31 protein-coding genes are annotated in these 26,400 nt (G+C 60.0%); 5 read left to right on the top strand and 26 right to left on the bottom strand.

The features are described 5' to 3' along the window. Positions 1-16: 16 nt before the first annotated feature. The 9 genes from WCL58_RS17375 to hinT all read right to left on the bottom strand — a co-directional run bounded on the left by WCL58_RS17375 (position 17) and on the right by hinT (position 7,185). Positions 17-496: an RrF2 family transcriptional regulator gene (locus WCL58_RS17375; RefSeq protein ID WP_060432120.1), complete on the bottom strand. Its 480-nt coding sequence runs from the start codon at positions 494-496 to the stop codon at positions 17-19. Between the two features lie 264 nt (positions 497-760). Next, on the bottom strand, positions 761-1,297 hold the full coding sequence (locus WCL58_RS17370) for a glycine zipper 2TM domain-containing protein (RefSeq protein ID WP_168166356.1): 537 nt from the start codon (positions 1,295-1,297) through the stop codon (positions 761-763). 355 nt (positions 1,298-1,652) lie between these two features. After that, the gene (locus tag WCL58_RS17365; RefSeq protein ID WP_004928794.1) at positions 1,653-2,957 is read right to left on the bottom strand and encodes an NAD(P)/FAD-dependent oxidoreductase; all 1,305 of its coding nucleotides are present in this window, start codon (positions 2,955-2,957) and stop codon (positions 1,653-1,655) included. Positions 2,958-3,289: 332 nt separating this feature from the next. After that, positions 3,290-3,832, bottom strand: coding sequence for an alpha/beta hydrolase YcfP (gene ycfP, locus WCL58_RS17360; RefSeq protein WP_033638056.1), 543 nt, complete (start codon positions 3,830-3,832; stop codon positions 3,290-3,292). A gap of 79 nt (positions 3,833-3,911) precedes the next feature. After that, the gene (nagZ, locus tag WCL58_RS17355; protein ID WP_033646434.1) at positions 3,912-4,931 is read right to left on the bottom strand and encodes a beta-N-acetylhexosaminidase; all 1,020 of its coding nucleotides are present in this window, start codon (positions 4,929-4,931) and stop codon (positions 3,912-3,914) included. A 38-nt stretch (positions 4,932-4,969) separates the two neighbouring features. Beyond that, positions 4,970-5,836 carry a thiamine kinase gene (gene thiK, locus WCL58_RS17350; protein ID WP_336851423.1) on the bottom strand — a complete coding sequence of 289 codons (867 nt, stop codon included), beginning with the start codon at positions 5,834-5,836 and terminating at the stop codon, positions 4,970-4,972. Further along, complete coding sequence (lpoB, locus tag WCL58_RS17345; protein WP_336851422.1) at positions 5,817-6,407, bottom strand: penicillin-binding protein activator LpoB; 591 nt, start codon at positions 6,405-6,407, stop codon at positions 5,817-5,819. The genes thiK and lpoB overlap by 20 nt, the downstream gene beginning before the upstream one ends. A 26-nt stretch (positions 6,408-6,433) precedes the next feature. After that, on the bottom strand, positions 6,434-6,823 hold the full coding sequence (locus WCL58_RS17340; RefSeq protein WP_060419506.1) for a YcfL family protein: 390 nt from the start codon (positions 6,821-6,823) through the stop codon (positions 6,434-6,436). An 11-nt stretch (positions 6,824-6,834) separates the two neighbouring features. After that, a complete protein-coding gene (gene hinT / locus WCL58_RS17335) occupies positions 6,835-7,185 on the bottom strand; it encodes a purine nucleoside phosphoramidase (protein ID WP_004928776.1) in 351 nt (116 codons plus the stop codon). A 219-nt stretch (positions 7,186-7,404) separates the two neighbouring features. Here hinT and WCL58_RS17330 point away from each other — a divergent pair, with 219 nt between their 5' ends. Then, positions 7,405-8,310 (top strand): transporter substrate-binding domain-containing protein, encoded by a 906-nt coding sequence (locus WCL58_RS17330; protein ID WP_087762327.1) that lies wholly within the window; start codon positions 7,405-7,407, stop codon positions 8,308-8,310. Here WCL58_RS17330 and WCL58_RS17325 read toward each other — a convergent pair. After that, positions 8,307-8,684, bottom strand: a complete 378-nt coding sequence (locus tag WCL58_RS17325) for a winged helix-turn-helix transcriptional regulator (protein ID WP_072265396.1) — start codon at positions 8,682-8,684, stop codon at positions 8,307-8,309. The two genes, WCL58_RS17330 and WCL58_RS17325, sit on opposite strands and share 4 nt — an antisense overlap. Positions 8,685-8,783: 99 nt before the next feature. On the opposite strand from WCL58_RS17325, the gene WCL58_RS17320 reads away from it, so the two are divergent. After that, entirely contained in the window at positions 8,784-9,533 is a 750-nt protein-coding gene (locus tag WCL58_RS17320) for an SDR family oxidoreductase (RefSeq protein ID WP_100396549.1), read from the top strand. A gap of 42 nt (positions 9,534-9,575) precedes the next feature. On the opposite strand, the gene WCL58_RS17315 is transcribed toward WCL58_RS17320, so the two are convergent. Beyond that, the gene (locus tag WCL58_RS17315; RefSeq protein WP_049271379.1) at positions 9,576-10,880 is read right to left on the bottom strand and encodes an Nramp family divalent metal transporter; all 1,305 of its coding nucleotides are present in this window, start codon (positions 10,878-10,880) and stop codon (positions 9,576-9,578) included. A 230-nt stretch (positions 10,881-11,110) separates the two neighbouring features. Between WCL58_RS17315 and mntR the strand changes: the two genes are divergently transcribed. After that, complete coding sequence (gene mntR / locus WCL58_RS17310; RefSeq protein WP_336851421.1) at positions 11,111-11,581, top strand: manganese-binding transcriptional regulator MntR; 471 nt, start codon at positions 11,111-11,113, stop codon at positions 11,579-11,581. A 14-nt stretch (positions 11,582-11,595) separates the two neighbouring features. Continuing rightward, positions 11,596-11,961 (top strand): DUF4180 domain-containing protein, encoded by a 366-nt coding sequence (locus tag WCL58_RS17305; RefSeq protein ID WP_336851420.1) that lies wholly within the window; start codon positions 11,596-11,598, stop codon positions 11,959-11,961. A gap of 57 nt (positions 11,962-12,018) precedes the next feature. On the opposite strand, the gene ptsG is transcribed toward WCL58_RS17305, so the two are convergent. From ptsG to yceD, 14 genes are all read right to left on the bottom strand, one after another. Beyond that, the gene (ptsG, locus tag WCL58_RS17300) at positions 12,019-13,452 is read right to left on the bottom strand and encodes a PTS glucose transporter subunit IIBC (RefSeq protein ID WP_019455831.1); all 1,434 of its coding nucleotides are present in this window, start codon (positions 13,450-13,452) and stop codon (positions 12,019-12,021) included. 343 nt (positions 13,453-13,795) lie between these two features. After that, complete coding sequence (locus WCL58_RS17295; protein ID WP_060440203.1) at positions 13,796-14,572, bottom strand: metal-dependent hydrolase; 777 nt, start codon at positions 14,570-14,572, stop codon at positions 13,796-13,798. A 19-nt stretch (positions 14,573-14,591) separates the two neighbouring features. Further along, positions 14,592-15,599, bottom strand: coding sequence for a DNA polymerase III subunit delta' (holB, locus tag WCL58_RS17290; protein WP_087762320.1), 1,008 nt, complete (start codon positions 15,597-15,599; stop codon positions 14,592-14,594). Further along, positions 15,599-16,237 carry a dTMP kinase gene (tmk, locus tag WCL58_RS17285; protein WP_336851419.1) on the bottom strand — a complete coding sequence of 213 codons (639 nt, stop codon included), beginning with the start codon at positions 16,235-16,237 and terminating at the stop codon, positions 15,599-15,601. Before tmk ends, holB begins: the two co-directional genes overlap by 1 nt. Then, the gene (gene mltG, locus WCL58_RS17280; RefSeq protein WP_049197996.1) at positions 16,227-17,252 is read right to left on the bottom strand and encodes an endolytic transglycosylase MltG; all 1,026 of its coding nucleotides are present in this window, start codon (positions 17,250-17,252) and stop codon (positions 16,227-16,229) included. The genes tmk and mltG overlap by 11 nt, the downstream gene beginning before the upstream one ends. A 13-nt stretch (positions 17,253-17,265) precedes the next feature. Next, entirely contained in the window at positions 17,266-18,063 is a 798-nt protein-coding gene (gene pabC, locus WCL58_RS17275; RefSeq protein WP_060419536.1) for an aminodeoxychorismate lyase, read from the bottom strand. 145 nt (positions 18,064-18,208) lie between these two features. Beyond that, the gene (gene fabF, locus WCL58_RS17270; RefSeq protein ID WP_049197999.1) at positions 18,209-19,450 is read right to left on the bottom strand and encodes a beta-ketoacyl-ACP synthase II; all 1,242 of its coding nucleotides are present in this window, start codon (positions 19,448-19,450) and stop codon (positions 18,209-18,211) included. 82 nt (positions 19,451-19,532) lie between these two features. Further along, positions 19,533-19,769: an acyl carrier protein gene (gene acpP, locus WCL58_RS17265; RefSeq protein WP_004719003.1), complete on the bottom strand. Its 237-nt coding sequence runs from the start codon at positions 19,767-19,769 to the stop codon at positions 19,533-19,535. Positions 19,770-19,923: 154 nt separating this feature from the next. Beyond that, on the bottom strand, positions 19,924-20,658 hold the full coding sequence (gene fabG / locus WCL58_RS17260) for a 3-oxoacyl-ACP reductase FabG (protein ID WP_016928193.1): 735 nt from the start codon (positions 20,656-20,658) through the stop codon (positions 19,924-19,926). An 11-nt stretch (positions 20,659-20,669) separates the two neighbouring features. Further along, entirely contained in the window at positions 20,670-21,599 is a 930-nt protein-coding gene (fabD, locus tag WCL58_RS17255) for an ACP S-malonyltransferase (protein ID WP_015377451.1), read from the bottom strand. A gap of 18 nt (positions 21,600-21,617) precedes the next feature. Then, a complete protein-coding gene (locus tag WCL58_RS17250) occupies positions 21,618-22,571 on the bottom strand; it encodes a beta-ketoacyl-ACP synthase III (protein WP_025302411.1) in 954 nt (317 codons plus the stop codon). A 6-nt stretch (positions 22,572-22,577) separates the two neighbouring features. Next, positions 22,578-23,612 (bottom strand): phosphate acyltransferase PlsX, encoded by a 1,035-nt coding sequence (gene plsX, locus WCL58_RS17245; protein WP_071845251.1) that lies wholly within the window; start codon positions 23,610-23,612, stop codon positions 22,578-22,580. A gap of 11 nt (positions 23,613-23,623) precedes the next feature. Further along, positions 23,624-23,791, bottom strand: coding sequence for a 50S ribosomal protein L32 (gene rpmF, locus WCL58_RS17240; protein WP_004927778.1), 168 nt, complete (start codon positions 23,789-23,791; stop codon positions 23,624-23,626). 16 nt (positions 23,792-23,807) lie between these two features. Next, positions 23,808-24,329, bottom strand: coding sequence for a 23S rRNA accumulation protein YceD (gene yceD / locus WCL58_RS17235; protein ID WP_004927780.1), 522 nt, complete (start codon positions 24,327-24,329; stop codon positions 23,808-23,810). A gap of 141 nt (positions 24,330-24,470) precedes the next feature. Between yceD and WCL58_RS17230 the strand changes: the two genes are divergently transcribed. Further along, the gene (locus WCL58_RS17230) at positions 24,471-25,052 is read left to right on the top strand and encodes a Maf family nucleotide pyrophosphatase (RefSeq protein ID WP_197809077.1); all 582 of its coding nucleotides are present in this window, start codon (positions 24,471-24,473) and stop codon (positions 25,050-25,052) included. Between the two features lie 6 nt (positions 25,053-25,058). On the opposite strand, the gene rluC is transcribed toward WCL58_RS17230, so the two are convergent. Continuing rightward, on the bottom strand, positions 25,059-26,018 hold the full coding sequence (gene rluC, locus WCL58_RS17225; protein ID WP_038875510.1) for a 23S rRNA pseudouridine(955/2504/2580) synthase RluC: 960 nt from the start codon (positions 26,016-26,018) through the stop codon (positions 25,059-25,061). Between the last annotated feature and the right edge of the window lie 382 nt (positions 26,019-26,400).

Below are 26,400 nucleotides of genomic sequence, written 5' to 3'. Positions count from 1 at the left end.
TGCATGCGAACCGCGATTATTTATCGGCGGCTTCGGCCTCTTGCTCGGCGGCGTATTCCGCGCAGACGCGCTTGTCGCCCCGCTCCAGTTCGGCCAGCGAATCGGCCACGGTGTGGCGGGCCAGCACCGCAAGCGAGGCCTGCTCGGCCTCGTTCACCACCGATTTGAAATACCAACAGGCGTTGGCGCTCACCAGGCAGCGGGCCGGCACTTCAGGGCGGGAAGCCCAGATGCGCTTGTCGTCGATCACCGCCAGATAGATGTCCCGCAGGGTGATCTCTTCCGCCGGGCGGCCGAGATGGATAGAGCCGTTTCGGCCCAGGGTGGAAACGATGATGCCGTCTTTGGTCAGCGGGACCATCAGTTTGCGGATAAAGCTGGGGTTGGCTTCCAGAGCGGCGGCGAGGGTGGCGCTCGTCGAACGCATGCCCTGCTTCTCAGCTACGGCGACGCTAAGGACCATTTGCAACGCTGTCGGAAAGCGAAAATCTAACATGTCGTTATCTCTGCGAGACGAAATACTCGGGTTTTACCGGTGCGGCGATTGGCACCGAACACACCGCTTAATTGCACAATAATATAACAAACGCGGGGGCTTTTTTGAAGTTTTGCCCAGTGATATGGCACGCAGACATTAGAACGATCGCAAATTTTTGGGCAGGCAGAAAACAGAAACCCGCGTCAATGTTAACGCCGCTCGCTTAACCGGGTTAAACGATCAGAACTAACACTGCCCGCGGGCTTAATTCGAATGTGGCGATCAGGCTCTGTTCAGCACCAGCTGGCCGTTTTTATCCAACGGGATTTGCGTGCCCGGATCGTGATCCATACGGATCTTGCCCTGCTGATTACCGATCTTGTAGGTCACGTCATAACCCAGCATTTTCTGGGACTTGTCGTAGACCGTTTTGCAACGCTGCTGAACGCTGGTGCTGACGTCGTTGTTTTGCATCGCCCCTTGCACCTGGTTGCCGGCATAGCCGCCGCCCAGCGCGCCGACCACGGTCGCCACGTCGCGCCCGCGACCGCCGCCGAACTGGTGGCCGATCACGCCGCCCGCCACTGCGCCCAGCACAGAGCCGGCGATGCGGTTTTCATCCTGTACCGGCGCACGGTGCGTAACGGTGACATTGCGGCATTCCTGACGCGGCGTTTTGATGGTTTCTTTAATCGGCGTTGCGGCGAGCACCTGCGCGTACTGCGGACCGGCAGAAAAGACGTCCAGGCTGGCTACCGCGGCAATCCCCAGAGCGGCAGCGATACCAATCCCAACACCGGCTAACATTGACTTGTTCACAGGAAACCTCCTGAAAGTGTTACCACGCATTTTGTCCGGGGTCTGTGACCGGCTGCACCGCGCTTATTATTTTGCGCATGGGCGGCTTGCGGTATCCCGGTTTACGGCGTGCGCGACGCGCCGTCTGTAAACGAGGTAAAGTCTGCACAATGATTTGAGGGCCCGCAATAAGACAAGGGGACCAAAAATGCGGGAAAACGGCCGTTTCGCCGCTGTTTAGGAGGAATCTTAAGAATTTTACCCATGCCGACGACAGCTTATGCTGAAGAATCAAACAACCGCCGCCGTTCGCCTCGCGCCGCCATAAAAAAACCCGCGCGGGCGAACCGGCGCGGGTTGGTCGACGAAGGCAGGATCAGTGCATTTTCAGACGCGGGCGGATCACCCGGTTGATGCCGCCTACCAGCATCATCAGGCCGGTTTTGATGTAGCCGTGCAGCGCCACCTGGTGCATGCGGTACAGCGAGATGTAAACGAAGCGCGCGATGCGCCCTTCCACCATCATCGAGCCGCGCATCAGGTTGCCCATCAGGCTGCCGACGGTGCTGAAGCGCGACAGCGACACCAGCGAGCCGTGGTCTTTATACACGTATGGCTTCAGCGTTTGGCCGTTCATCAGCGCCAGAATATTGGTGGCGCAGCGCGAGGCCATCTGGTGCGCCGACTGGGCGCGCGGCGGCACGAAACCGCCGCCCTCTTTCGGGCAGGAGGCGCAGTCGCCGATGGCGAAGATGTTCGGATCGCGCGTGGTCTGCAGCGTCGGCTCCACCACCAGCTGGTTGATGCGGTTGGTTTCCAGGCCGCCGATGTCTTTCATGAAGTCCGGCGCCTTGATGCCGGCCGCCCATACCATCAGATCGGCATCGATGAACTCGCCGCCCTTGGTGTTCAGGCCTTTGGCATCGGCGCTGGTCACCATGGTGTTGGTCAGCACGCGCACGCCCAGTTTGATCAGCTCCTGGTGCGCCGCAGCGGAAATGCGCGGCGGCAGCGCCGGCAGAATGCGCTCGCCGGCTTCCACCAGCGTCACGTTCAATGCGCTGTTGTCCAGGCCTTCGAAACCGTAGCTGTGCAGCTGTTTCACCGCGTTGTGCAGTTCGGCGGACAGCTCAACGCCGGTGGCGCCGCCGCCGACGATGGCGATGTTGACCCGCTCTTTTTGCCCCGGCTGCGCCGAGAACTTCAGGAACAGGTTGAGCATTTCGTTGTGGAAGCGACGCGCCTGATGCGGGTTATCCAGGAAGATGCAGTGCTCTTTCACGCCCGGCGTACCGAAATCGTTCGAGGTGCTGCCCAGCGCCATCACCAGGATGTCGTACGGCAGTTCGCGCGCCGGCACCAGCTCGCCGCCCTGCTCGTCGCAGATCTGCGCCAGCTGCAGCGTTTGCGTCTCGCGGTTGATGTTGGTCAACGACCCCAGTTGGAAGCTGAAATGGTGGTTGCGCGCGTGCGCCAGGTAGCTGAGCGCATCCACGCCGTCATCGAGGGAACCGGTCGCCACTTCGTGCAGCAGCGGTTTCCACAAATGGCTGTGGTTGCGATCCACCAGCGTGATCTCCGCTTTGTTCTTGCGGCCAAGTTTATGGCCCAGGCTGGTCGCCAGCTCCAAGCCACCGGCGCCGCCGCCAACAATAACGATTTTCTTCTTTGGCGTTGTCAAAATAACCCCCTAAATGTGAACCATTTGTTATTCCAGGGTAAATAAATAATATCCTTAGAATACATAGGGTTCGCTTAAAATAAATCGGCTCTCTAAGGCCAGAATAACATGTGAGGTTATTTGGTCATACCAAAATTGACGTACATCAAATTTTTTTGGTTAAAGGCTGGACGCGGGGATTTTTTGGGGATTGTGATTCAAATAGTTAGCGCTGAGTCACAGTTTTAAATTTTGCCGATTGCCACGAAAAACTTTACCTTGGCGTACAAAAAAGCCGCACTTTCCGTCGGTACAAAACGGGGAGCGCGGCTCGCGGCGGCGTTATGAAACTGTTAACCCAGCGCCTTGAACGCCTTGATCCGCTGCAGATGGGGTGAGATGTTTTTGAACTTGTGCGTCTGCTGTTCATCCCAGACGATTTCGTAGTAGTGATGCAGCAATTCGGCGCTGCGCCGGTTATCCAGCACCTCGTCGTGCCGCGACAGCACCACCAGACAGCGATCGCGATTTTTCTCGCGGAAATCCTCCACGCACTTGGTGGCGATATCGCGATACTCTTCCGGCCGGTCTATCTTGCCGTGCATGTGCTCTTCCGGGTACAGATTGGGGTTGAACATCGCCTGGCGAATGCCGCACAGGAAGCCGATGCGCTCCGCCCAGAAGCCGCCGAGGCCGACCCCGCAGATCAACGGGTGCGCGTCGCCGCCCTGCTGCACCGCCTTGTCCACCTCTTTCAACAGATGCTGCATGTCGTGACGCGGATGCAGCGTGCTGTAGCTGATAAAGCGCACGTCCGGATCGATAAACTGCAGCTGTAACACCTTTTCATGATTGCCGGGACTGGTGGAATCGAAGCCGTGCAAATAGATAATCATGTGGATCCTCGCAACAAGCCAAGGGCCGCGGGCGCGGCCCTCATCATTTCCGCTCTGCGCCGCGATGCGGCGCCTGGATTCACCCTTGCGAACGCTGCTTGTGCTCCTCCCAGCGTTCGCTCAGCGCGCTGAGCGCCTTGTGCGCCTGCTGCCAGCGCTCGGAGTCGCGCAGTTCCTGACGGGTGAACTGACCGCGATGATATAACCGCTTCACCTTCTCTGCTTTGACCGGGGACAGGTTATCCAGCACGCTGACCGCACCTTCGCGGTGGTTGCACACCAGGATCATGTCGCAACCGGCATCGAGCGCCGCCTGACCGCGCTCGGCGTAGCTGCCCATAATGGCGGCGCCTTCCATCGACAGATCGTCGGAGAAAATTACGCCGTCGAAGCCCAGCTCCTGACGCAGGATCTGCTGCAGCCAGTAAGGCGAGCCGCTGGCCGGACGCGGGTCCGCTTCAGTATAGATGACGTGGGCCGGCATGACGGCGTCCAACAGCTGGCGGTTGATCAGCTCGCGGAAGATCGCCATGTCGTGCTCGCGGATCTGCGCCAGCGGCCGCGGATCGCGCGGGGTTTCCTTGTGCGAATCGGCGCTGACGGCGCCGTGCCCCGGGAAGTGTTTACCGGTGGTTTTCATGCCGGCGCTGTGCATGCCGAGGATAAAGCGTTCCGCCATCGCCAGCGCCTGCTGCGGATCGCTGTGGAACGAACGCTCGCCGATCGCCGCGCTGCCGTGGCCGATGTCCAGCACCGGCGCAAAACTGATGTCGATATCCTGTGCGATCATTTCCGCCGCCATCAGCCAGCCGGCCTCCTGCGCCAGCCGGCCGCCTTCCTGCGCATCGTGCAACGCGGCGAACGACTGCGCCGCCGGCAGGCGGGTGAAGCCCTCGCGGAAGCGCTGTACGCGCCCGCCCTCCTGATCCACCGCCACCACCAGCCGATCGTGCGAGGCGGCGCGGATCTGGCGCACCAGCTCACGCAGCTGCTCCGCATCGTGGAAGTTGCGGGTAAACAGGATCAATCCGCCAACCAGCGGGTGTTTCAAAATTTCGCGTTCTTCTGCATCCAGCTCGTAGCCGGCGACATCTAGCATTACTGGGCCCACGGGCACCTCACTTCATTATTGTTCGTTCAGAATTCGGATGATGATAAACAAAGCCGCCGGCGCATCGCCGCGCCCCAGCGCAAAAATTCGGCGTCGCCGCTCTGCTGCCAGCGCACTTCAAACCACAGCAGCATCAGATAATCCACCCACGGCAGCCAGCGGCGCACCTGCGCCTGCAGCCGGGCGACGTTGTGATAGCCCTGGCGCGCGTAGTGCTGCAAAAAGCGCTGCTGCTGGCCGGCCGACCAACCGTTGCCGCGAAACAGCGCGGCGATATCCAACGCCACGTCGCCGTCGGCGGCATATTCCCAGTCGATCAGCAGCAGCCCTTCGCCGGTGGCGATCAGATTGCCCGGATGGATGTCCATGTGCAGCGGCGCCAGGCGCAGCGGCCGTGGCAAGGCGCTGCGTAAAAAATGACGCTGCAGGCGCAGCCAGTCAGGGGTTAAACGCCGCCTATCCAGCTGCTGCCAGTAGCGGCGGAACTGCCGTCGCAGATCCAGTCGGTAACCGCTGAGCGGCCGCCGGTGCAGTTCCGCCGCCATCGCCGCCAGCTCGCCGCGCTGATTCAGCGCCGCAAACTCGGCATCTGTGACGACGTCACCTTCGAGCCATTCGAGGATAAGCCACTGATTATTCTGTGCGAAAACCCGTGGCCCCAGCCCCGGCGCGCAGCGGCGCAAGACCCGCGCCTCCCGCCGGCGGCTCACGCCCAGCGCGCGTTTTTCCGCACTGTGCTGCCGCGCCAACAGCGTGATGCCCGCACCGTCGATGCGCCAGCTCTCGCCGGTCAGCCCCTGCACCGGGCTGAAATGACAACCGGCGGTATTCACCGCCGGCAGTCTGGTTTCCATCAATCGTCGCAGCGCGGCCTCAGCGTTTAACGGCGCCATTGCCCGACCAGACGATCTCGCCGGTTTGCACCAGCATCAGCTGCATATCCAACGCCGGCGACTTCACGTCGCCACTGACGTCGCTGTACAGCACGTACTGCGCGCCGACGATGCGCGCCAGGCCGATCGCCTTGCTGCGCGAACCGAAGCTGTCATCCGCCGATAGGCCCAGCGTTTGTCGGGCGCTGGTCAGCTTCGCTTCCGGCACCACGTTGAAGGTGGAATTCGACGCCAGCGCCTTGTACAGCGCCGCGGTGGCTTTGCCCATCTGCAGCGAGCCGTTGGTGTTGTTCTTGACGCTGTCCAGCAACAGCACGCTGCCGGCCGTGACGCCATCGGCCTTCAGCATCTGCCCCACCAGCGGCTGAACGCTGCCCAGCCAGTCGAGCTGCTGGATTTTCGGCGGCTGCGGCACCGGCTCGGTGGTTGGCGGCTGCGGCTGCTCGACCGGCGGTTTTGGCTGTTCCGGCTCGACGGTGACCGGCGGCAGCGGCTGATCCGGCTCAGGCGGGCGCGACAGGCAGCCGCTCAGGGTTAATGCGGCCAGCGCCACTAAGACGTACTTTTTCATGCTTTTTCTCCAAACCTGGCAAGCGCTTACAGGTACAGATACAGACGCGCGCTTTTGGCGTCCAGGTTGCCGTTAATCGAGTAGATTTTGGCGTCCGAGTCGGGCGCCACGACGATCTCGCGCGGTTTCTCGAAGGGGCGAATATCCAGCCCCTGCGCGTCGTACCAATAGAAACGATAATGCACGGTGACCGGCGTCGATTGGCTGTTGTTGAGCACCGAGGTCGCCATCACCCGCCCGGAGGCGTTCGAAATCGAGGGCGTATCGGCCAAAATGCCGGCGGTCAGCACCGAAGGATCCATCACCACCGTTTGGCGTTGATTGACCGCGATGCCGGACGGCGAGCTGCACCCCATCAGCAACGCGGCGGGCAACGCCAACGCCACCAGACCACGCAGAGTTTTTTTACCGCGCATGATTTCCTCGCTTAACGTGACAACAGCGGCCCCAGCGAGCGGCCACCGACCAGGTGCATATGAATATGATAGACCTCCTGACCGGCATGGCGGTTGCAGTTGACGATCAGACGATAGCCGTCTTCGGCGATGCCTTCCTGTTCGGCGATCTTCGCCGCGGCGGTGATCATGCGGCCCAGCGCGGCTTCGTGCTCCACGGTCACATCGTTGACGGTTGGGATCAGCACGTTGGGAACGATCAGCACATGGGTGGGTGCCTGAGGGGAGATGTCACGGAAAGCGGTGACCAGTTCATCCTGATAAACCACATCAGCAGGGATTTCGCGGCGGATAATTTTACTGAAAATCGTTTCTTCGGCCATCTGGCGTTCCTTTTTACACAATTAGCTGTACGCAGTATGAGTGACAAATTCTACTGCTTTCAACCTGATTGCGCACTTTCCGCGTCGAGTGCTGCAGATTCGCGCAGGCCGGCGCCCCGCTTGTGCATCTTTTCACTTTGGTTATTCACTATTGTTGCTTTACTTGCCCCGTGCCGCCGCCAATAGTAACCCCATGATTAACAAAGAGTAGAGGGTGTTATGCCACTGAGGATTTCGGCGCTGTGCGCGCTGTTGCTGAGCGCTGCCGTTCAGGCGGCCACGGCGGGCGGTATCGATCTGCAGGCTAACCGAGAGCCGATACGCGCAGAGCCGAACCCGGCCGCTATCGCACTGATTCCGGCGAATTTTCACTTTGCGGTGCCCGGCAAGCTGACGGTGGCGGTGGCGTTCGAGAACTCCCCGCCGCTGGCGCTGTTCGCCGAAGACAATAAAACGCTGATCGGCAGCGATCCGGACATCGCCCGCCTGGTGGCCGACAGCCTCGGGCTGGCGCTGAATCTGGTGCCCACCTCCTGGGAAGATTGGCCGCTGGGCATCAGCGCCGGCAAATACGATGCAGCGATCTTCAACATCGCCGTCACCAAACAGCGCAAGACCAAATTCGACTTCGCCACCTATCGGGTGGACACGCTGGGCTTTTACGTCAAATCCACCAGCCACATCACCTCGATCAACCGGCCGCAAGACGTCGCCGGGCTGCGGATCATCGTCGGATCCGGCACCAATCAGGAAAACATTTTGCTGGGGTGGGATAAACAGAATCGCGCCGCCGGGCTGCCGCCGGTGCAGCCGATCTATGTGACCGACGACGCCGCCACCAACCTGAGCATTCAGTCCGGGCGCGCCGACGCGTTCTTCGGCCCCCACTCCACCGGCGCCTACAAGGCGGCGCTGACCGGCAAGACCAAAATGGTCGGCATCGGCCCCAGCGTGGCCTACGTGGCGGTTACCAGCAAGAAAGGCAACGGGTTGGTGAACGCCATCAACGCCGCCATCAACGGCGTCATCGTCAGCGGCGAATACGCGCAGGTGCTGGAGCGCTGGGGCGAAGGCGACGAAAAGGTCGAGCGCTCCGCCATCAACCCGCCGGGCATCGGCGACTAGCCGCCGATCAGCTGCGGCGCGTGCCGACGCATCCACTCGGCCAACGAGTCCAACGTCGGCCGCAGCGACTTACCGAGCGCGGTGACCTGATACTCCACCCGCGGCGGCACTTCGGGAAACACCTGCCGCGTCACCAGGCCGCGCTGCTCAAACAGCCGCAGCTGGCGCGTCAGCTCTTTTTGCGCAATGGGCGCCACCGCCCGCTGCAGTTCGCTGAATCGTACCGGGCTGTCGATCACGATCAGCCGGTACAGGATCGGTATCGCCCACTTGCCCGATACCAGATTGACGAAGTCCACCATCGGGCAAGGTTCGCCCGCCGTCGGCAACGCCGCCAAATTATTTTCCGCCGCTAATGGCGCTTGCGCCGTCATTTCATCCCACCTCGCCCTTTAGTATCCAAAAGGTTCCTACTATGCAAAAGGAACTATAGCGCAAATAATGCCGCAACTGACGCTAAAGAGGAATCGGTTATGTCACGACTGCAAGGCAAATACGCATTGATTACCGGCGGCACCAGCGGCATCGGGCTGGAAACCGCCCGCCAGTTCATCGCCGAGGGCGCGACGGTGGCGATCACCGGGCGCAGCCAAAGCGCCTTGGAAGCGGCGGGCCAGGCATTGGCGGGCAAGGCGCTGTTGCTGCTGAGCGACGCCGGCGATATCCCGCAGCAGCGCGAACTGGTACAGCGGCTGGGGCTAAGGTGGCCGCGGCTGGACGTGCTGTACATCAACGCCGGCGACGTTACGCATCGCCCGCTGCAGGAGTGGGATGAGCAGAGCTATCAGCGGCTGATGGACATCAACCTGAAGGGGCCGTTTTTTCTGATCCAGGCTTTGCTGCCGCTGCTGGCCAACCCGTCTTCGGTGATCCTGTGCGGTTCGGTCAGCGCCCATATCGGCCTGCCGCAGAGCAGCGCCTATGCCGCCAGCAAAGCCGGCTTGCTGTCGCTGGCCAGAACGCTGTCCGGCGAGCTGCACGCGCGCGGCATTCGCGTCAACGGCCTCAGCCCCGGCCCGACCGAAACCCCGGCGTTGGGTAAGCTGGGGTTGGCGGAAGCGGATGAGCAGGCATTGCGCGACGATATCCGCGCGCTGGTGCCGATCGGCCGCATGGGCAGCGCACTGGAGCTGGCCAAAGCGGCGGTGTTTCTGGCGGCGGACGAGTCGGCATTTATGGTCGGCGCCGAGCTGCAGATGGACGGTGGCGTGGGGAATTTATAATTTAATTTAGCGACGCGGCCGCACCCCGCGCGGCCCATAAGATCACCCCAGCCCAGGGATCTCGACGCCGAAGGTCTGCAACAGCAGCACCACGTTGAGCAGCACGATCACCACCGTGCCGACCACCGCCGCCAGGCTGGTCCAGCGGCCGTTGGCGAACTCGCCCATGATGTCGCGGCGGCGGGTGAACATCACCAGCGCGATCATCGGGGCCGGCAGCGCCAGGCTCAGCACCACCTGGCTGTAGACCAGCGCGTCGGTGGCGTTGACGCCCATCGCCACCACGATAAACGCCGGCACCATGGTGACCAGGCGGCGCACCCACACCGGAATGCGGAAGCCAACGAAGCCCTGCATGATCATCTGCCCGGCCATGGTGCCCACCACCGAGCTGGAAATGCCGGAGGCGATCAGCGAAGCGAGGAAGATGCCGGCGGCCGCCGCACCGAACAGCGGCGTCAGCGTATGGTAGGCGGTGCCAATTTCGGCCACGTCGCTGTTACCGGCGTGGAAGGCGCTAGAGGCCATGATGACCATCGCGATATTCACCAACCCGGCGAGCGCCAGCGCGATCACCACCTCAATATTGGAGAAACGCAGCAGCTTGCGCCGTTCGCCGTTATCGCTGGCCGGGCTGCGGTGCTGGGTCAGCCCCGAATGCAGGAAAATGGCGTGCGGCATCACGGTGGCACCGATAATGCCGACGGCGATGGTCAACGCCTGCGCGTCCGGCAGCTGCGGCGTCACCATGCCGATCCCGGCCGCCTGCCAGTCCACCGGTACGATGAACATCTCGACCAGGTAACACAGCGCGATGATCCCCACCAGGCCGCCGATCATCAGCTCGACCGGGCGGAAACCTTTTTTTTCCACCATCAACAGTGCATAGGTGATCACCGCCGTCACTCCCATCCCCGCCAACAGCGGCATATGGAACAGCAGCGCCAGCGCAATCGCCCCGCCGAGAAACTCCGCCAGATCGGTGGCCATCGCCGCCACTTCGCTGAGCAACCACATGCCGATCACTACCGGCCGTGAAAACTGGTCGCGGCACATCTCCGCCAGATTGCGGTTGGTGACGATGCCCAGCTTGGCCGACAGCGCCTGGAACAGCATGGCGATCAGGTTGGCCATCACCACCACCCACAGCAGGCTGTAGCCGTATTTCGCCCCGGCCTGAATGTTGGTGGCGAAGTTGCCGGGATCCATATAGGCAATAGAGGCAATCACCGCCGGGCCGGCGAACAGCAACGGCGTAAAGGCGCCGCGCTTGCGTCCGGCAAGGGCGGCGCCAATCGCAATGTTGGTCCGTTCGGTTAACGATGGAGTGGTTGCCGCATCACGCATGAAGTACCCTCAATCTTTCACTGGTTATTTTTCCACCTATCATGCTGACAATGTAGCATCGGCTACACTTTATGCAACAGGCGAAATTCATTGGCTTTGTGTAGAGATATTTCTAACTACCACAATGCGTGGCATCGAATTGATAATGTGTGCTATTTGGACTAACTTAGGGCAACCCTCCCCGTATTGCCGGGAGATGCCATTTTTATGCTTACAGGACGCCCCACGCTATGGTTACCCGCGCGCCAGATAACGCCGACCGCCACGCCCAGACCGACATGCCGGACGAGGCCGAGCACGCCCTGCGTTTTAGCCGCGCCCGCGAAGCGCAGTCCAATGCGCTGATCGAAGATTACGTTGAGCTGATCGCCGATTTGCTGCAAAGCACCCGCGAAGCCAGAACCACCGACATCGCGCGCCGCTTCGGCGTGTCTCACCCGACGGCGATCAAAAATATCGCGCGGCTGAAAAGCGCCGGGCTGGTGGAATCGCGCCCTTATCGCGGGGTGTTTTTAACGGAAGAAGGCGAGCAGCTGGCGCAGAAGGTGCGCCGCCGTCACCGCATCGTGGTCGATCTGCTGATGTGCGTCGGGGTGCCGAGCGAAACCGCCGAGCTGGACAGCGAAGGGATTGAACACCATATCTCGGACGAAACGCTGGCGGTGTTCGAGCATTACCTGCGAAAGCACGCCAAACCCTGACTGCCGGAGCGCCGATGAGCTACGCCGTGCGGCAAATCCATGATCGGCGCCTGGTGGTTTTCGCCGAAGCCGGGCCGCCGTTGAAAGACGAAAACGACGTCAGCCCGTTTATCGCGCCCGCCTTTGAACACGATGCCGGGATGATTGCCCTCCCCGTCAACCGCCTCGACGCCGCCTTCTTCCAACTCAGAAGCGGCATGGCCGGCGCCGTATTGCAGAAATTCATCAACTACCGCCTGCGCGTGGCGCTGCTGGGCGATATCACCCCCTGGCTGGCGCAAAGCAACGCGCTGCAAGATTTTGTGCGTGAAGCCAACCGCGGCGAACAGGTCTGGTTCCTCCCTTCTCACGCCGAACTCGAACAGCGGCTTGGTGCCTGACGGCAGGCAATAAAAAAAGGGAGGCTTTCGCCTCCCCTGGTAACTCCCCTGCCTGAATCAATGATTACGGATGTATTCGTCCATATCGGTTTTCAGGTTGTCGGACTTGGTGCCGAAGATGGCCTGCACGCCGGAGCCAGCGACGACTACGCCGGCTGCGCCCAGTTTCTTCAGGCCCGCCTGGTCAACTTTGGACACGTCGGCCACGCTGACCCGCAGACGGGTGATGCAAGCATCCAGGTTAGTGATGTTTTCTTTACCGCCGAAGGCCTGAACCAGCGCCGCGGACATTTCGGAACCGCCCTGCGCAGTCTGCTCGGCAGCGGTGTCTTCACGGCCCGGGGTTTTCAGATCCAGCTTGGCGATCAGCACGCGGAAGATAGTGTAGTACACCAGACCGTAGATGATGCCGACGATCGGGAACAGCCAGATTTTGCTGCTGTTGCCGCTCAGTACGATAAAGTCGATCAGGCCGTGCGAGAAGCTGGTGCCGTCACGCATGCCCAACAGGATACAGATTGGGAACGCCAGACCGGCCAGGATAGCGTGGATCACGTACAGGATCGGCGCGACGAACATGAAGGAGAACTCGATCGGCTCGGTGATACCGGTCAGGAACGAGGTCAGCGCGGCGGAGATCATGATGCCGCCAACTTTCGCACGGTTTTCCGGCTTGGCCGAGTGCCAGATGGCGATGGCCGCAGCAGGCAGACCGTACATTTTGAACAGGAAGCCGCCGGACAGTTTGCCCGCAGTTGGGTCACCCGCCATGTAGCGAGGGATGTCGCCGTGGAATACCTGGCCCGCCGCGTTGGTGAATTCACCGATTTGCATTTGGAACGGTACGTTCCAGATGTGGTGCAGACCGAATGGCACCAGAGCACGCTCAACCACGCCGTAAATGCCGAAGGCCACGACCGGGTTCTGATAAGCCGCCCACTGCGAGAAGGTCTGGATAGCCGTACCGATCGGCGGCCAGATGAAGGACAGCACTACGCCCAGAACGATCGCCGCCAGACCGGAAATGATCGGCACGAAGCGCTTACCGGCAAAGAAGCCCAGGTATTCCGGCAGTTGAATGCGGAAGAAGCGGTTGAACATATAGGCCGCGATGGCACCGGAGATAATCCCCCCGAGCACACCGGTATCCGCCAGGTGCTTGGCCGCAATCTCTTCAGCCGGCAGGTGCAGCACCAGCGGCGCAACCACCGCCATGGTTTTCACCATGATGCCGTAGGCCACCACCGCCGCCAGCGCGGAAACGCCGTCGTTGTTGGTGAAGCCCAAAGCGACGCCGATGGCGAAAATCAGCGGCATGTTGGCGAAGACCGAACCGCCCGCTTCCGCCATCACGTGGGAGACTACCGCAGGTAGCCAGCTAAAGTTGGCGGAGCCGACGCCCAGCAGGATACCTGCGATAGGCAACACGGACACCGGCAGCATGAGCGATTTACCTACTTTTTGCAGGTTTGCAAATGCGTTCTTGAACATAGTTGAGTGTGCTCCTGAGTAATAATGCTTTGCTACTTCTTGTCGCGATAATTCGCGCTGCAAGGGGGGGAGAAAAACCCCTGCAATTCAGGGTGTCTGAGCACCCCTTGAATTTATTACGCAGAGTAAAATAAATAGCCTGCGCAATGTTTGATGACAATCACGTTTCGATGATCGAGCCGCGGTAACTTTGCATAAACCGGCTGTTTTTTGGCAAAACGGGCCAAAAAACACGCATCAATCACCCTGAAACGGGAGGGAACCTTACCCGTTTCAGTGATTAATTACGAGCTTAAAAAAAATTACGCAGACAATGACCTACAGCTATAGCCTAGGTCAAAGATCACAGATCGAGGTGAAATAAGCGTGAAAAGTTGGCGGTGGTCGCTTCGGCCAGTTGTTCCAGGCTGACGCCCTTCAATACCGCCATGTATTCAGCCACATCGCGCACATAGGAGGGTTGGTTTTCTTTGCCGCGATGCGGCACCGGCGCCAGATAAGGCGAATCGGTTTCCACCAGAATGCGATCCAGCGGCACATAGCGGGCCACCTCACGCAGCTGTTCGGCGTTGCGGAAGGTCACGATGCCCGAGAAGGAGATGTAGAAGCCCAGATCCAGCAGCGTTTCGGCCGTGGCCAGATCTTCGGTGAAGCAGTGAAGTACGCCGCCGCAGTCCTGTGCGTTCTCTTCACGCAGGATCGCCAGCGTGTCCGCACGCGCATCGCGGGTGTGGACGATCACCGGTTTGTTCAGATCCCGGCCGATACGGATATGTTCGCGGAAAGAGTCCTGCTGCAGCTCAAGATTGTCTTTCTGGTAGAAGTAATCGAGCCCGGTTTCCCCCAGCGCTACCACCTGCTCCGCCGCCGCAAGGCGGCGCAGCTCGGCGTAATCATACCCCTCTTCCAGATTGAGCGGATGCACCCCGCAGGAGAAGGCCACGTCGTTGCGCTTGCCGATCAGCTCGGTCATGGAACGGTAGCCCGGCAGCGTGGTGGCGACCGCCAGCACATAGCCGACGTCGCGCGCTTTGGCCTTGGCCAGCGCATCGTCCACATTTTGGTGCAGCGTTTGATAATCCAGACTGTCAAGATGGCAATGGGAATCGACTAACAACATAATGTTTAACTCTTTTACTTTACAGCGAATGAGAGTGGGAATAGCCGGCGGCGCCGAGCATCTGTTCCCAGCGAAGTAACTGTTCGGTCAGCAGCAGCTCACGATTGACACCCACCACGCTGAGCAGCTGATGGCGGCAGTTCAGCCACTGCTGCACAATCTGCTGCAGCGAGGCGCTGCTCAGCAGGCTGGCCAGCTGATGCACCAGCGGCTGCTGATCCTGATTCAATACATACTGATGCGCGCCCTGCTGCCACTTCATCGCGTCCACCAGCAGCGCGCACAGCCAGTGCAGGCGCTCGGCGACGTCTTCATGGTTCAACACCGGCAACAGCGACAGCATATCGCGCTGCGGCAGCGCGGCGTTCAACGCTGCGCACAGGGCGCTGCGCTGTTGCCACTGCTGCGGCTGCAACAGCTGTTCGGCGGCCAGCGGCGCGCCGTCGTGCAGGCGCAGCGCCGTGAGGCGGTCCGTCTGAGATCCGGCCGCCTGTCGGCCCAGCCACTGCAGGCTGAGCTGCTCATCCGGGCTGGCCAAATGCCAGTACAGGCAGCGGCTGCGCAGCGTCGCCATCAGCCGCGACGGCTCACGGCAACCCAGCAGAAAATAGGTTTTCTCCGGCGGCTCTTCCAGCGTTTTAAGCAGCGCGTTGGCCGCCGCCTCGGTCAGCTGTTCCGCCTGCGGCAGCCAAATCACTTTGGCACCGCCCTGCTGCGCGTGGGCGTACAGCGTTTCAATCACCTGACGGATCGGCTCAATGCCCAGGCTGCTCTTGCCCTTTTCCGGCGCCAGCACGTGATAATCCGGGTGGTTCCCCGCCAGCATTAGCCGGCAGCTGTGGCACTCGCCGCAGCTTTTTTCACCGTTGCGCTGCTGGCAGATCAACCAGCGGCTCAGGCCGTAGGCCAGCGCGTCGTCACCGTTGCCCGCCGCCGCGTGCAGCAGCAGCGCATGATGGCCGCGGCCGTCGGCGTACTGCCCAACCAGCTGGCGATAAGGGCCGTTCAGCCACGGGTACCAGTTCATTATGCGCCTTCCTGCTGCCGCAGCCAGTGGCCGACGCAGTCGCGGATCGCCGCGGTCACCTGCTCCAGCGGCTGGGCGGCGTCGACGGTGACGATGGTTTTATCCTGCGCCGCCAGCTCGAGATAGCGAGCGCGGGTGCGCTCGAAGAACGGCAGCGCCTCCTGTTCGATGCGATCCAACTGACCGCGCGCCTGTGCGCGTTGCAAGCCGACCAGCGGCGGCAGATCGAGATACACCGTCAAATCCGGGCGAAAATCCCCCAGCACGGTGTCGCGCAGCGAGCTCATCAGCTGCGGATCCACGCCGCGGCCGCCGCCCTGGTAAGCCTGTGAAGAGAGATCGTGGCGATCGCCCACCACCCAGGCGCCGCGCGCCAGGGCCGGTTTAATCACGGTTTCCACCAGCTGCACACGCGCGGCGTACAGCATCAATACTTCGGCCTTGATGGTCGGCAATTCGCCGTCGATGCCGCGCTTGAACAGATCGCGCAGCTTCTCCGCCAGCGGCGTGCCGCCCGGCTCGCGGGTGAAGACGATGTCGCTGACGCCGTGTTCGCGCAGCACATTGACCACCGTATCGCGCGCGATGGTTTTACCCGCGCCTTCCAGCCCTTCGATAACAACGAATTTACTTTTCATTCTTTTCCTTTAACGCCTGACGGTACACGCGCACCGCCTGGTTATGGCTCGCCAGATTGGTGGTGAAGGTATGCCCACCCTTGCCGTCGGCGACAAAATAGAGATAAGGCGTTTTGGCCGGATTGGCGGCCGCCTGCAGCGAGGCCTCCCCCGGCATGGCGATCGGCGTTGGCGGCAGGCCGGCGATCACATAGGTGTTGTACGGCGTCGGCGTCTCCAGATCCTTGCGCGTGATGTTGCCATTATAGCTTTCGCCCATGCCGTAGATCACCGTCGGATCGGTCTGCAGGCGCATGCCGATGCGCAAGCGGTTGACGAACACCGACGCGACCTTGCTGCGCTCTTCCGGCACCGCGGTCTCTTTCTCGACGATCGAGGCCATGGTCAGCAGATCTTCCGGCGTTTTATACGGCAGGCTGGTATCGCGGCCGGCCCAGGCGGCCTGCAGCGCTTTGTTCATGCGCACGTGTGCGCGTTTGAGCAGCGCGATGTCGCTCATGCCGGCGGTATACTGATAGGTATCCGGGTACAAATGCCCTTCCGGCGTTTCTCCCGCAGGAATGCCGAGCGCTGCGGCAATCTCCGCTTCGCTCTTGCCCGCCAGGGTGTGTTTCAGGTATTTGGACTGCTGCAGCACCTGCTGCCAATCACGCAGGCGTGAGCCTTCGATAAAGCGTGCGGTGAACTGCGCCTCTTTGCCGCTGGCCAACAGTTTCAGCATCTGGCGCACCGTCATGCCCGGCGTGAACCGGTAGGTACCGGCTTTAAACTCCGCCAACTCCGGCTCCAGCTTCAGCAGCCACTGGAACCAGCGCCCGTTGTGCACCAGCTTATCGCGTACCAGTAGCCCTTCCAGCGCTACCCGGCCGGTGCCGGCCGGCAGTTTGAAGATGGTTTCTTGCTGGATAGCCAGCGGCGTATCGGCAAAGCGTTCGATCTTCTGGTAGCCCCAAAACAGCAGCGCCAATACCAGAACAACAATAACAGACAGGACCTTCAGCTTTCTTTTCTTCATCAATCAGCCATGGTTAACAGTGTGGACGCAAAAAATCATACAGCTGGCGCGAAGCATAGCGCCATGATTGCGCAGCGTTTACCGGCAGCAGCGGCATCAGCGCATTGCTCACCAGCACTTCGTCGGCATCGGCCAGCGTCTCCAGCGGTTCACTGACGCACTGCAGACGGTATTCCGAGCCCGCCAGCAGCGCGATCACCCGCCGCCGCATCAAGCCCGCGACGCCGGCCTGGCTCAGATCCGGGGTAAATACCGCTTTTCCCTTACGCCAGAACAAATTAGCCGCACAGCATTCCACCAGCATACCGGCAGTGTCAAGCACCAGCGCCTCGTCGGCGGCCGTCTGGTCAAGATGCGCGCGGATCAGCACCTGCTCCAGGCGGTTCAAATGCTTCAACCCCGCCAGCAACGGATTGCGCGCCAGCGCCACCGGGCTGAGCGCAAGCGTGATGCCCTGCTCGCGCCACTGCAAATAGTGCGCAGGGTAGCTGCTGCGGGCGACGATACGCGTCGGGTTTTCGCACCCCGTCGGGCTGTAACCCCGCCCGCCGCTGCCGCGCGTCAGTATCGCTTTGACCACGCCGAGAGGAATTGATTCGGCCGCCAGCGCCATCTCCCGCTCGAAAGCCAGCCAATCGGTGGCAGGCAGCATCAGCCGCTGCGCCGCTTGCTGCAGCCGCTCCAGATGCCAGGGCAGCAGCTCGATGTTACCGTCGATAACCCGGGCGGTAGTAAAGCAGCCATCGCCGAACTGCAGGCCACGATCGCTCGGCGCCAGCGCATCGTGGCGTTGTCCGTTAATCCAGTACATGCTTCCTCCTGTTGCCGGGTTATCTCATTACGCTCGCAGGATAGCAGGCGGCGAGACGATACGCAGCCCCACCGGCGGCCAAACGGCGGGCGTAAAAAAGCCCGGTTAAAAAACCGGGCTTTTCGTCAGCTATCCGCAGCGCGAGTTACACTCGGCGGAAGATCAGCGAGCCGTTGGTGCCGCCGAAGCCGAAGGAGTTACACAGGGTGAACTCCATATCGCTGACCTGGCGCGCTTCATGAGGCACGAAGTCCAGATCGCAACCTTCATCCGGGTTATCCAGGTTGATGGTTGGCGGTACCGCCTGATCGCGCAGCGCCAGCACGGTGAAGATAGACTCGATCGCGCCTGCCGCACCCAACAGGTGGCCAGTCATCGATTTGGTCGAACTCACCAGCACGCGGTGGGCATCGGCGCCGAAGACGGATTTCACCGCCTGCGCTTCCGCCTGGTCACCCGCCGGCGTAGAGGTGCCGTGCGCATTGATGTAACCGATTTGTGACGGGGTCACACCGGCGTCAAGCAGGGCATTTTCCATCGCCAGCGCAGCGCCCGCGCCGTTTTCCGGCGGCGACGTCATGTGATAAGCATCGCTGCTCATCCCAAAGCCCACCACTTCGGCGTAGATTTTCGCGCCGCGTTTTTTCGCGTGCTCGTACTCTTCCAGCACCATCATGCCGGCACCGTCGCCCAGCACGAAGCCGTCGCGGTCTTTATCCCACGGACGGCTCGCCGCCTGCGGGTTGTCATTACGGGTGGACAGGGCGCGAGCTGCGCCAAAGCCGCCGACGCCCAATGGGGTGCTGGCTTTCTCTGCCCCACCGGCCAGCATCACGTCAGCATCATTGTAAGCAATGATACGCGCCGCATGGCCGATGTTGTGCACACCTGAAGTACAGGCGGTGGCGATGGAAATGCTTGGGCCACGCATGCCGTACATGATTGTCAGGTGGCCTGCAATCATATTCACGATGGTGGATGGCACGAAGAACGGACTGATTTTCCGTGGGCCACCGTTAACCAGTGAACTGTGGTTTTCTTCGATCAAACCCAGGCCGCCGATGCCGGAACCGATCGCGGCTCCAATGCGGGTGGCGTTAGCCTCGGTGATGTCCAGGCCTGCATCCTGCATGGCTTGCATGCCGGCAGCGATACCGTACTGGATAAAGGCGTCCATCTTGCGCGCATCTTTGCGAGAGATGAAATCCTCAGAATTAAAATTCTTTACCAGGCCAGCAAACTTGGTCGCATAGGCAGTGGTATCGAAATGGTCGATCAGGCTGATGCCACTCTGACCGGCAAGAAGAGCGTTCCACGTGGACTCTACCGTATTGCCGACAGGAGACAACATGCCCAGTCCGGTCACAACTACTCGACGCTTAGACACGTTTGTCCTCCAGGGAGGGAAAAATATGACACTAGGGATAGAAAAAACTTAGGCGGTCGAACGACCGCCTAGATATGTTCTCTTACTGCTGGCTAGCGTTGATGAAATCAATAGCTGCCTGAACAGTAGTGATCTTCTCAGCTTCTTCGTCTGGAATCTCGGTGTCGAATTCTTCTTCCAGTGCCATTACCAGCTCAACGGTGTCAAGAGAATCAGCGCCCAGATCTTCAACGAAAGAAGCGTTGTTCAAAACTTCTTCCTGTTTAACACCCAGTTGCTCAACAATGATTTTCTTAACGCGTTCTTCGATAGTGCTCATACTCTTAAATTTCCTATCAAAACTCGCTTTCGCGATGGTTTTCGTAGTGTATAAAATGCTGAAAAAGATGCAACTAAATCCCGGCTGGTCAAACCACGATTTTACGCTATTTTGCGGTTTTTGCCTCAAATAACGCAAATGGTTTTCACATTTTTTAAATCATGTACATGCCGCCATTGACATGTAACGTTTCACCGGTGATATAGCCGGCCTCATCAGAGGCCAAAAATGCAACAGCGCTGGCGATTTCTTTAGCATCGCCCAGCCGGTTGGCTGGAACTGATGACAAAATGCCTGCGCGTTGATCATCTGTCAACGCCCGTGTCATGTCCGTCTCAATAAAGCCAGGTGCCACGACGTTGACCGTAATGCCACGCGAAGCAACTTCACGTGCCAAAGATTTGCTAAAACCAATCAAACCGGCTTTAGCCGCCGCGTAGTTCGCCTGCCCTGCGTTCCCCATGGTGCCGACAACGGAACCGATGGTGATGATACGGCCAAACCGCTTTTTCATCATAGCGCGCATTACCGCTTTTGACAGGCGGAATACGGAAGTCAGGTTGGTGTCGAGGATATCCTCCCACTCGTCATCCTTCATACGCATCAGCAGGTTATCACGCGTGATGCCGGCATTATTCACTAAAATGTCGATTTCGCCAAATTCGGCGCGAATCGATGCCAGCACGCTGTCGATAGATTGCGCATCAACAACGTTCAACATAAACCCTTTACCGTTTGCGCCCAGGTAGCTGCTGATCGCTTCAGCGCCGCTCTCGCTGGTCGCGGTGCCGATCACTTTGGCGCCGCGTGCCACAAACGTTTCTGCAATAGCTCGGCCAATACCGCGGCTCGCGCCGGTGACCAGAACGATTTTACCTTCGAAGCTCATCATTTTCCTCTTTATTGTTCAAGCGCCGCCGACAGGCTGGCGGTGTCGTTCACCGCCGCAGCCGTCAGGGTGTCAACAATACGTTTAGTCAGGCCGGTCAGCACTTTGCCCGGCCCCACTTCCAGCAGCGACGTCACTCCCTGTGCTGCGATAAATTCTACGCTCTCGGTCCAACGTACCGGGCTGTACAGCTGACGCACCAACGCGCTGCGGATCGCTTCCGGATCGTTTTCGGTACGCACGTCGACGTTGTTCACCACCGGCACCTGCGGCGCGTTGAAGGTGATGTCCTGCAGCGCCACGGCCAGCTTGTCGGCGGCCGGCTTCATCAGCGCGCAGTGCGAAGGCACGCTTACCGGCAGCGGCAGCGCACGTTTGGCGCCGGCGGCTTTGCAGGCGGCGCCTGCGCGCTCAACCGCTTCTTTGTTGCCGGCGATGACCACCTGGCCCGGCGAGTTGAAGTTGACCGGAGAAACCACCTGCCCTTGCGCAGACTCTTCACACGCTTTGGCGATCGCGTCGTTGTCCAGACCGATGATGGCGTACATCGCGCCGGTGCCTTCCGGCACCGCTTCCTGCATCAGCTTGCCGCGCAGCTCGACCAGACGGATCGCCGCCTTGAAGTCCAGCACGCCGGCGCAGACCAGCGCCGAGTATTCGCCCAGGCTGTGACCCGCCATCAGCGCAGGCGCTTTACCGCCCTGCTGCTGCCAAACGCGGAAAATCGCCACCGAGGCGGCCAGCAGAGCCGGTTGGGTCTGCCAGGTTTTGTTCAGCTCTTCCGCCGGGCCTTGCTGCACCAGCTGCCACAGGTCGTAACCCAGGGCGGAAGAGGCCTCGCCGAAGGTTTCTTCGACGATCGGAAACTGTGCGGCCAATTCGGCCAGCATGCCAACGGTCTGTGACCCTTGGCCCGGGAAAACAAAAGCAAATTGCGTCATTTTTTCTTCCTGTCCAAATCAGAAACGAACCAGCGCCGAGCCCCAGGTAAAGCCGCCGCCGAAGGCTTCCAGCAGCACCAGTTGGCCGCGCTGAATTCGCCCGTCGCGCACGGCTTCGTCCAGCGCGGAAGGCACCGAGGCGGCAGAGGTGTTGCCGTGACGATCGAGCGTCACCACCACTTTGTCCATTCCCATGCCCAGTTTTTTCGCCGTTGCGCTGATGATGCGCAGGTTGGCCTGGTGCGGTACCAGCCAATCCAGCTCGCTGCGGTCCATGTTGTTGGCCTGCAACGTCTCATCGACGATGCGCGCCAGCTCGGTAACCGCAACCTTGAAGACTTCGTTGCCCGCCATGGTGACATAGGCCGGCTTGTCTTGATTCTGACGATCCTTGTACGGCAGCGTCAGCAGGTTGCCGTAGCTGCCGTCGGCATGCAGATGGGTAGACAGAATGCCCGGCGCTTCAGAAGCCCCCAACACCACCGCCCCTGCGCCATCGCCAAACAGAATGATGGTGCCGCGATCTTCAGGATCCAGCGTGCGCGACAAGACGTCCGCGCCGATAACCAGCGCATGTTTGACCGCGCCGTTTTTCACGTACTGATCGGCCACGCTGAGCGCGTAAGTAAAGCCGGCGCAGGCCGCAGCCAGATCGAACGCCGCGCAGTCTTTGATGCCCAGCATTTGCTGCACCAGGCACGCCGCGCTCGGGAACGCGTGAGTGGTCGTGGTGGTCGCCACGACGATCAGCCCAATGTCTTCTTTAGCCACACCTGCCATTTCCAGCGCTTTCTCAGCGGCCTGGAAGCTCATCGTCGCAACGGTTTCATCCGCAGCGGCGATGCGACGTTCGCGGATACCGGTACGCGTGACGATCCACTCGTCAGAGGTATCCACCATTTTTTCCAAATCAGCATTGGTGCGCACTTGTACGGGCAAATAACTCCCCGTACCGAGAATCTTTGTATACATGTACGATCAGTCACTCTTAGGTAATACAGCCTCAAGGCGCGCAGCAATCCTTTCCGGGACTTGCCGCTGCACCGCCTGCACAGCCTGTTCGATTGCGACTGCAAACGCGTGAGGGTTCGCAGCGCCGTGGCTCTTGACTACGGTGCTGCGCAATCCTAACAGACATGCGCCATTATACTGGTCGGGGTTCAGGTGGCCGAACCGCTTAACCACCCGTTTTTGCAACCAACGGCCCAACAATTTCAGCCACCACGCTTGCTTGTTTCCGTCGCCGGACGATTTCAGCAGCGATAAGAATACCCTGACCACCCCTTCCATGGTTTTCAGGGTGACGTTGCCCACGAAGCCATCGCAAACCAACACGTCGGTCTTGCCGGTGAGCAGTTCGTTTCCTTCCAGGTAACCAATATAGTTGATTGCCGGAGTATTTTTTAGCACAGCGGCCGCTTCGCGGATATTATCCAGGCCTTTGGTCTCTTCTTCGCCAATATTCAGCAGCGCCACCCGCGGTTGCGCAATGCCGATCACCTCTTCCGCCATCACCGCACCCATCACGGCAAACTGCACCAGCATGGTACTGTCGCACTCGACGTTGGCCCCCAGATCCAGCACCACGGTTTTACTGCGTTGCTGATTCGGGATAGCCGTCATCAGCGCCGGGCGTTCGATGCCCTCCAGCGGCTTGACCAACAGCTTCGCCAATCCCATCAGCGCGCCGGTATTGCCGGCGCTGACGCAGCCTTGCGCGTTTCCGCTGCTGAGCTGCTCGAGCGCAATGCGCATCGACGTGCCGCGGCTGGCACGTATCGCTTGTGAAGGTTTGGCGTCGCCGGCGATCACGGACTCGGCGGGCACGACTTGCAGACGCTCCAGAAGAACCGGATCGGCGTGGGCAAGCAAAGGGGAGATGACGTCGGGATTGCCGACCAGCAGGAGATGAAGCTGTAAATTAGAGGCCAGTGCCTGCAACGAAGCAGGCACTGTGACGCAGGGACCGAAGTCCCCGCCCATTGCATCTAACGCCAGGGTTAGACGAGTCAAGGTATCGCTACTTAGCCGATAACCTTGCGACCGCGGTAGAAACCGTCGGCAGTGATGTGGTGACGACGGTGAGTTTCACCGGATACTTTGTCTACAGACAGAGTAGTCGTGGTCAGAGCATCGTGAGAACGACGCATGCCACGCTTGGAACGGGTTGGTTTATTCTGTTGTACGGCCATGGACCTTACTCCTCAATTACTTACGCTTTAAACTGGCTAATACGGCAAACGGATTCGGTTTCTCCGCCTCGGGAGGCAGTTGGCCGAATACCATGTCCGCTTCGGACACTTCACAGTGTTCAGATTCATGTACCGGAACGACAGGCAGTGAAAGAATAATTTCGTCTTCAATCATTGCCAACAGATCGACTTCGCCAAACTCGTCAACTTCGATCGGTTCGTACGCTTCCGGTAATGCCTCAGCCTGCTCATCATTGACGACCGGGCTAAAACAATATGTTGTGTGAACCTGATGTTCGAACGGGACTCCACAGCGTTGGCACATCAACGTTACCGTGACGTCCGCATGCCCTGTTATCACCGCGAGGCGCTGATTGTCGATATTGAACGACAACGACACCTCGACATCACTGTCCACACTGACCACGGAGTCGGCAACACGAGTAACCTGCTCAGGCGCATAGACACCAGCATAGTCCAGGCGTTTCTGAGCGGTACGTACCGCATCAATGGTCAAGGGTAATTTTACCTTTTGCATAGGGCGCGCATATTAACTTTGTAACGACATAGAGTCAAAGAAAAAGGCCGTAAAACGGCTCCTTTCACCAATATTCGCTTCCACAGCGGCCGACAGTTTAAAATGCCGTACCCATTTACGCTACGGTTTGCGAAAAAAATTATGCAGAGATTGCTTTTAGCCTCCACCTCCCCCTATCGAAAAATGCTGCTGGAGAAGCTGCAGCTACCCTTCGACTGCGCCGCACCCGAGGTGGATGAAACCCCACTGCCGGGTGAAACCGCCGAAGCGCTGGTGCTGCGCCTGGCGGCGGCGAAGGCTCAGGCGCTGGCCCTCGCCTATCCCGAGCATCTGATCATCGGCTCCGATCAGGTCTGCGTGATCGATGGCAACATCACCGGCAAGCCCCATACCGAGGAGAACGCCCGGGCGCAGCTGCGCCAGGCCAGCGGCCAGGCCGTGACTTTTTATACCGGCCTGGCGCTGTACAACGGCCGTAGCAAGCAGCTGCAGGCCCTGTGCGAGCCGTTCCACGTGCATTTTCGCGCGCTGAGCGAAACGGAGATCGCTGCCTATGTTCGCCTGGAGCAACCGCTGAACTGCGCAGGCAGTTTTAAGAGTGAAGGATTGGGGATCGCACTGTTCGACAGGCTGGAAGGCCAGGACCCGAACGCCCTGATCGGCCTGCCGTTGATCGCGCTGTTGGAGATGTTGCGGGCTGAGGGCATCAACCCGCTGGTCTGACGCGGATTACTTGGCCGCCTGCCGGCGCAGCACCTGCAGGCAGTGGCGCAGCTCTTCGTCCATCGGCGCTTCGATGCGCATCGTTTCGCCGGTGGATGGATGCTCAAAGCGCAGCGCTGCGGCGTGCAGGAACAACCGCTTCAGGCCGGTACCCGCCAGCTGGCGATCGAACTCGCGGTCGCCATAGCGATCGTCAAAGGCGATCGGGTGCCCGGCATGCAGCGTGTGCACGCGGATCTGGTGAGTGCGCCCGGTTATCGGGCTGGCCTTCACCAGGGTGGCGAATTCGTAACGCTCTTCCACCTTGAAGCGGGTTTCCGAAGGCTTGCCTTCGCTGCTGACGCGCACGATGCGCTCACCGCTTTGCAGAATGTTTTTCAGCAGCGGCGCCTGTACGGCCTTGCAGTGGGATTGCCACTGGCCGCGCACCAGCGCCAGATAATCCTTCTGCATCCCCTTCAGCCGCAGCTGTTCGTGCAGCGAGCGCAGCGCGGAGCGCTTCTTGGCCACCAGCAGCACGCCGGAGGTGTCGCGATCCAGACGGTGCACCAGCTCGAGGAAACGGGCTTCCGGGCGCAGCGCGCGCAGCCCTTCGATCACGCCGAAGCTCAGGCCGCTGCCGCCATGCACCGCGGTGCCGGAGGGCTTGTTGAGGATCAGCAGGTGGTCGTCTTCATAAAGGATGCAGTCGGCCAATGCGGCTACCTTATCCAGCTTGGCCGACACCGGCGTCTCTTCGCGCTCGGCCACCCGTACCGGCGGCACGCGCACCACGTCGCCGGCCGCCAATTTGTATTCGACCTTGATGCGCCCTTTATTGACCCGCACCTCGCCCTTACGCACGATGCGATAAATCATGCTCTTCGGCACGCCTTTCAGGCGAGCGAGCAGAAAGTTGTCGATTCTCTGACCGGCTTCGTCGTCGGAAATCGTGATGAATTGTACTGCTGGATTGTTCGTTTTCATGGTGCGGGATTCTAAATAGAGCGCGTGAATAGCGCCACATCTTTTTCTGTGCTTAACTGTCTCTCTGACGGCGGGCGAAACCCCAGCGGACAATAAGGCAGCAAGCCGGTTTGAACGTTTGCGATTTCTTCCGCAGTTAAGGAAAAGTCACCTTGCTATAACGGCATCAGCAGTGGAATAATGCAGTCACTTTCCGCGTTGATTCTCGTTAAACAGGGAAAACGGTGGAATTATAAAATTTGTCTGATCGCGCAAAAACGCAGCAATGGCGTAAGACGTAATGCGAAATCAAACAATTAGCGGGCTGCGGGTTGCAGCTTGGCCGGCAAATGGAATCAGATCTGTCGACGTAAATCAGAGGCTATTCCCCTAGTAAAAGTGC

Origin of the sequence: Serratia sp. TMDUHS_CL, from assembly GCF_037137105.1 — a bacterium.
Lineage (GTDB): Bacteria > Pseudomonadota > Gammaproteobacteria > Enterobacterales > Enterobacteriaceae > Serratia > Serratia nevei.
This window is presented reverse-complemented; position numbering and strand designations above follow the sequence as displayed.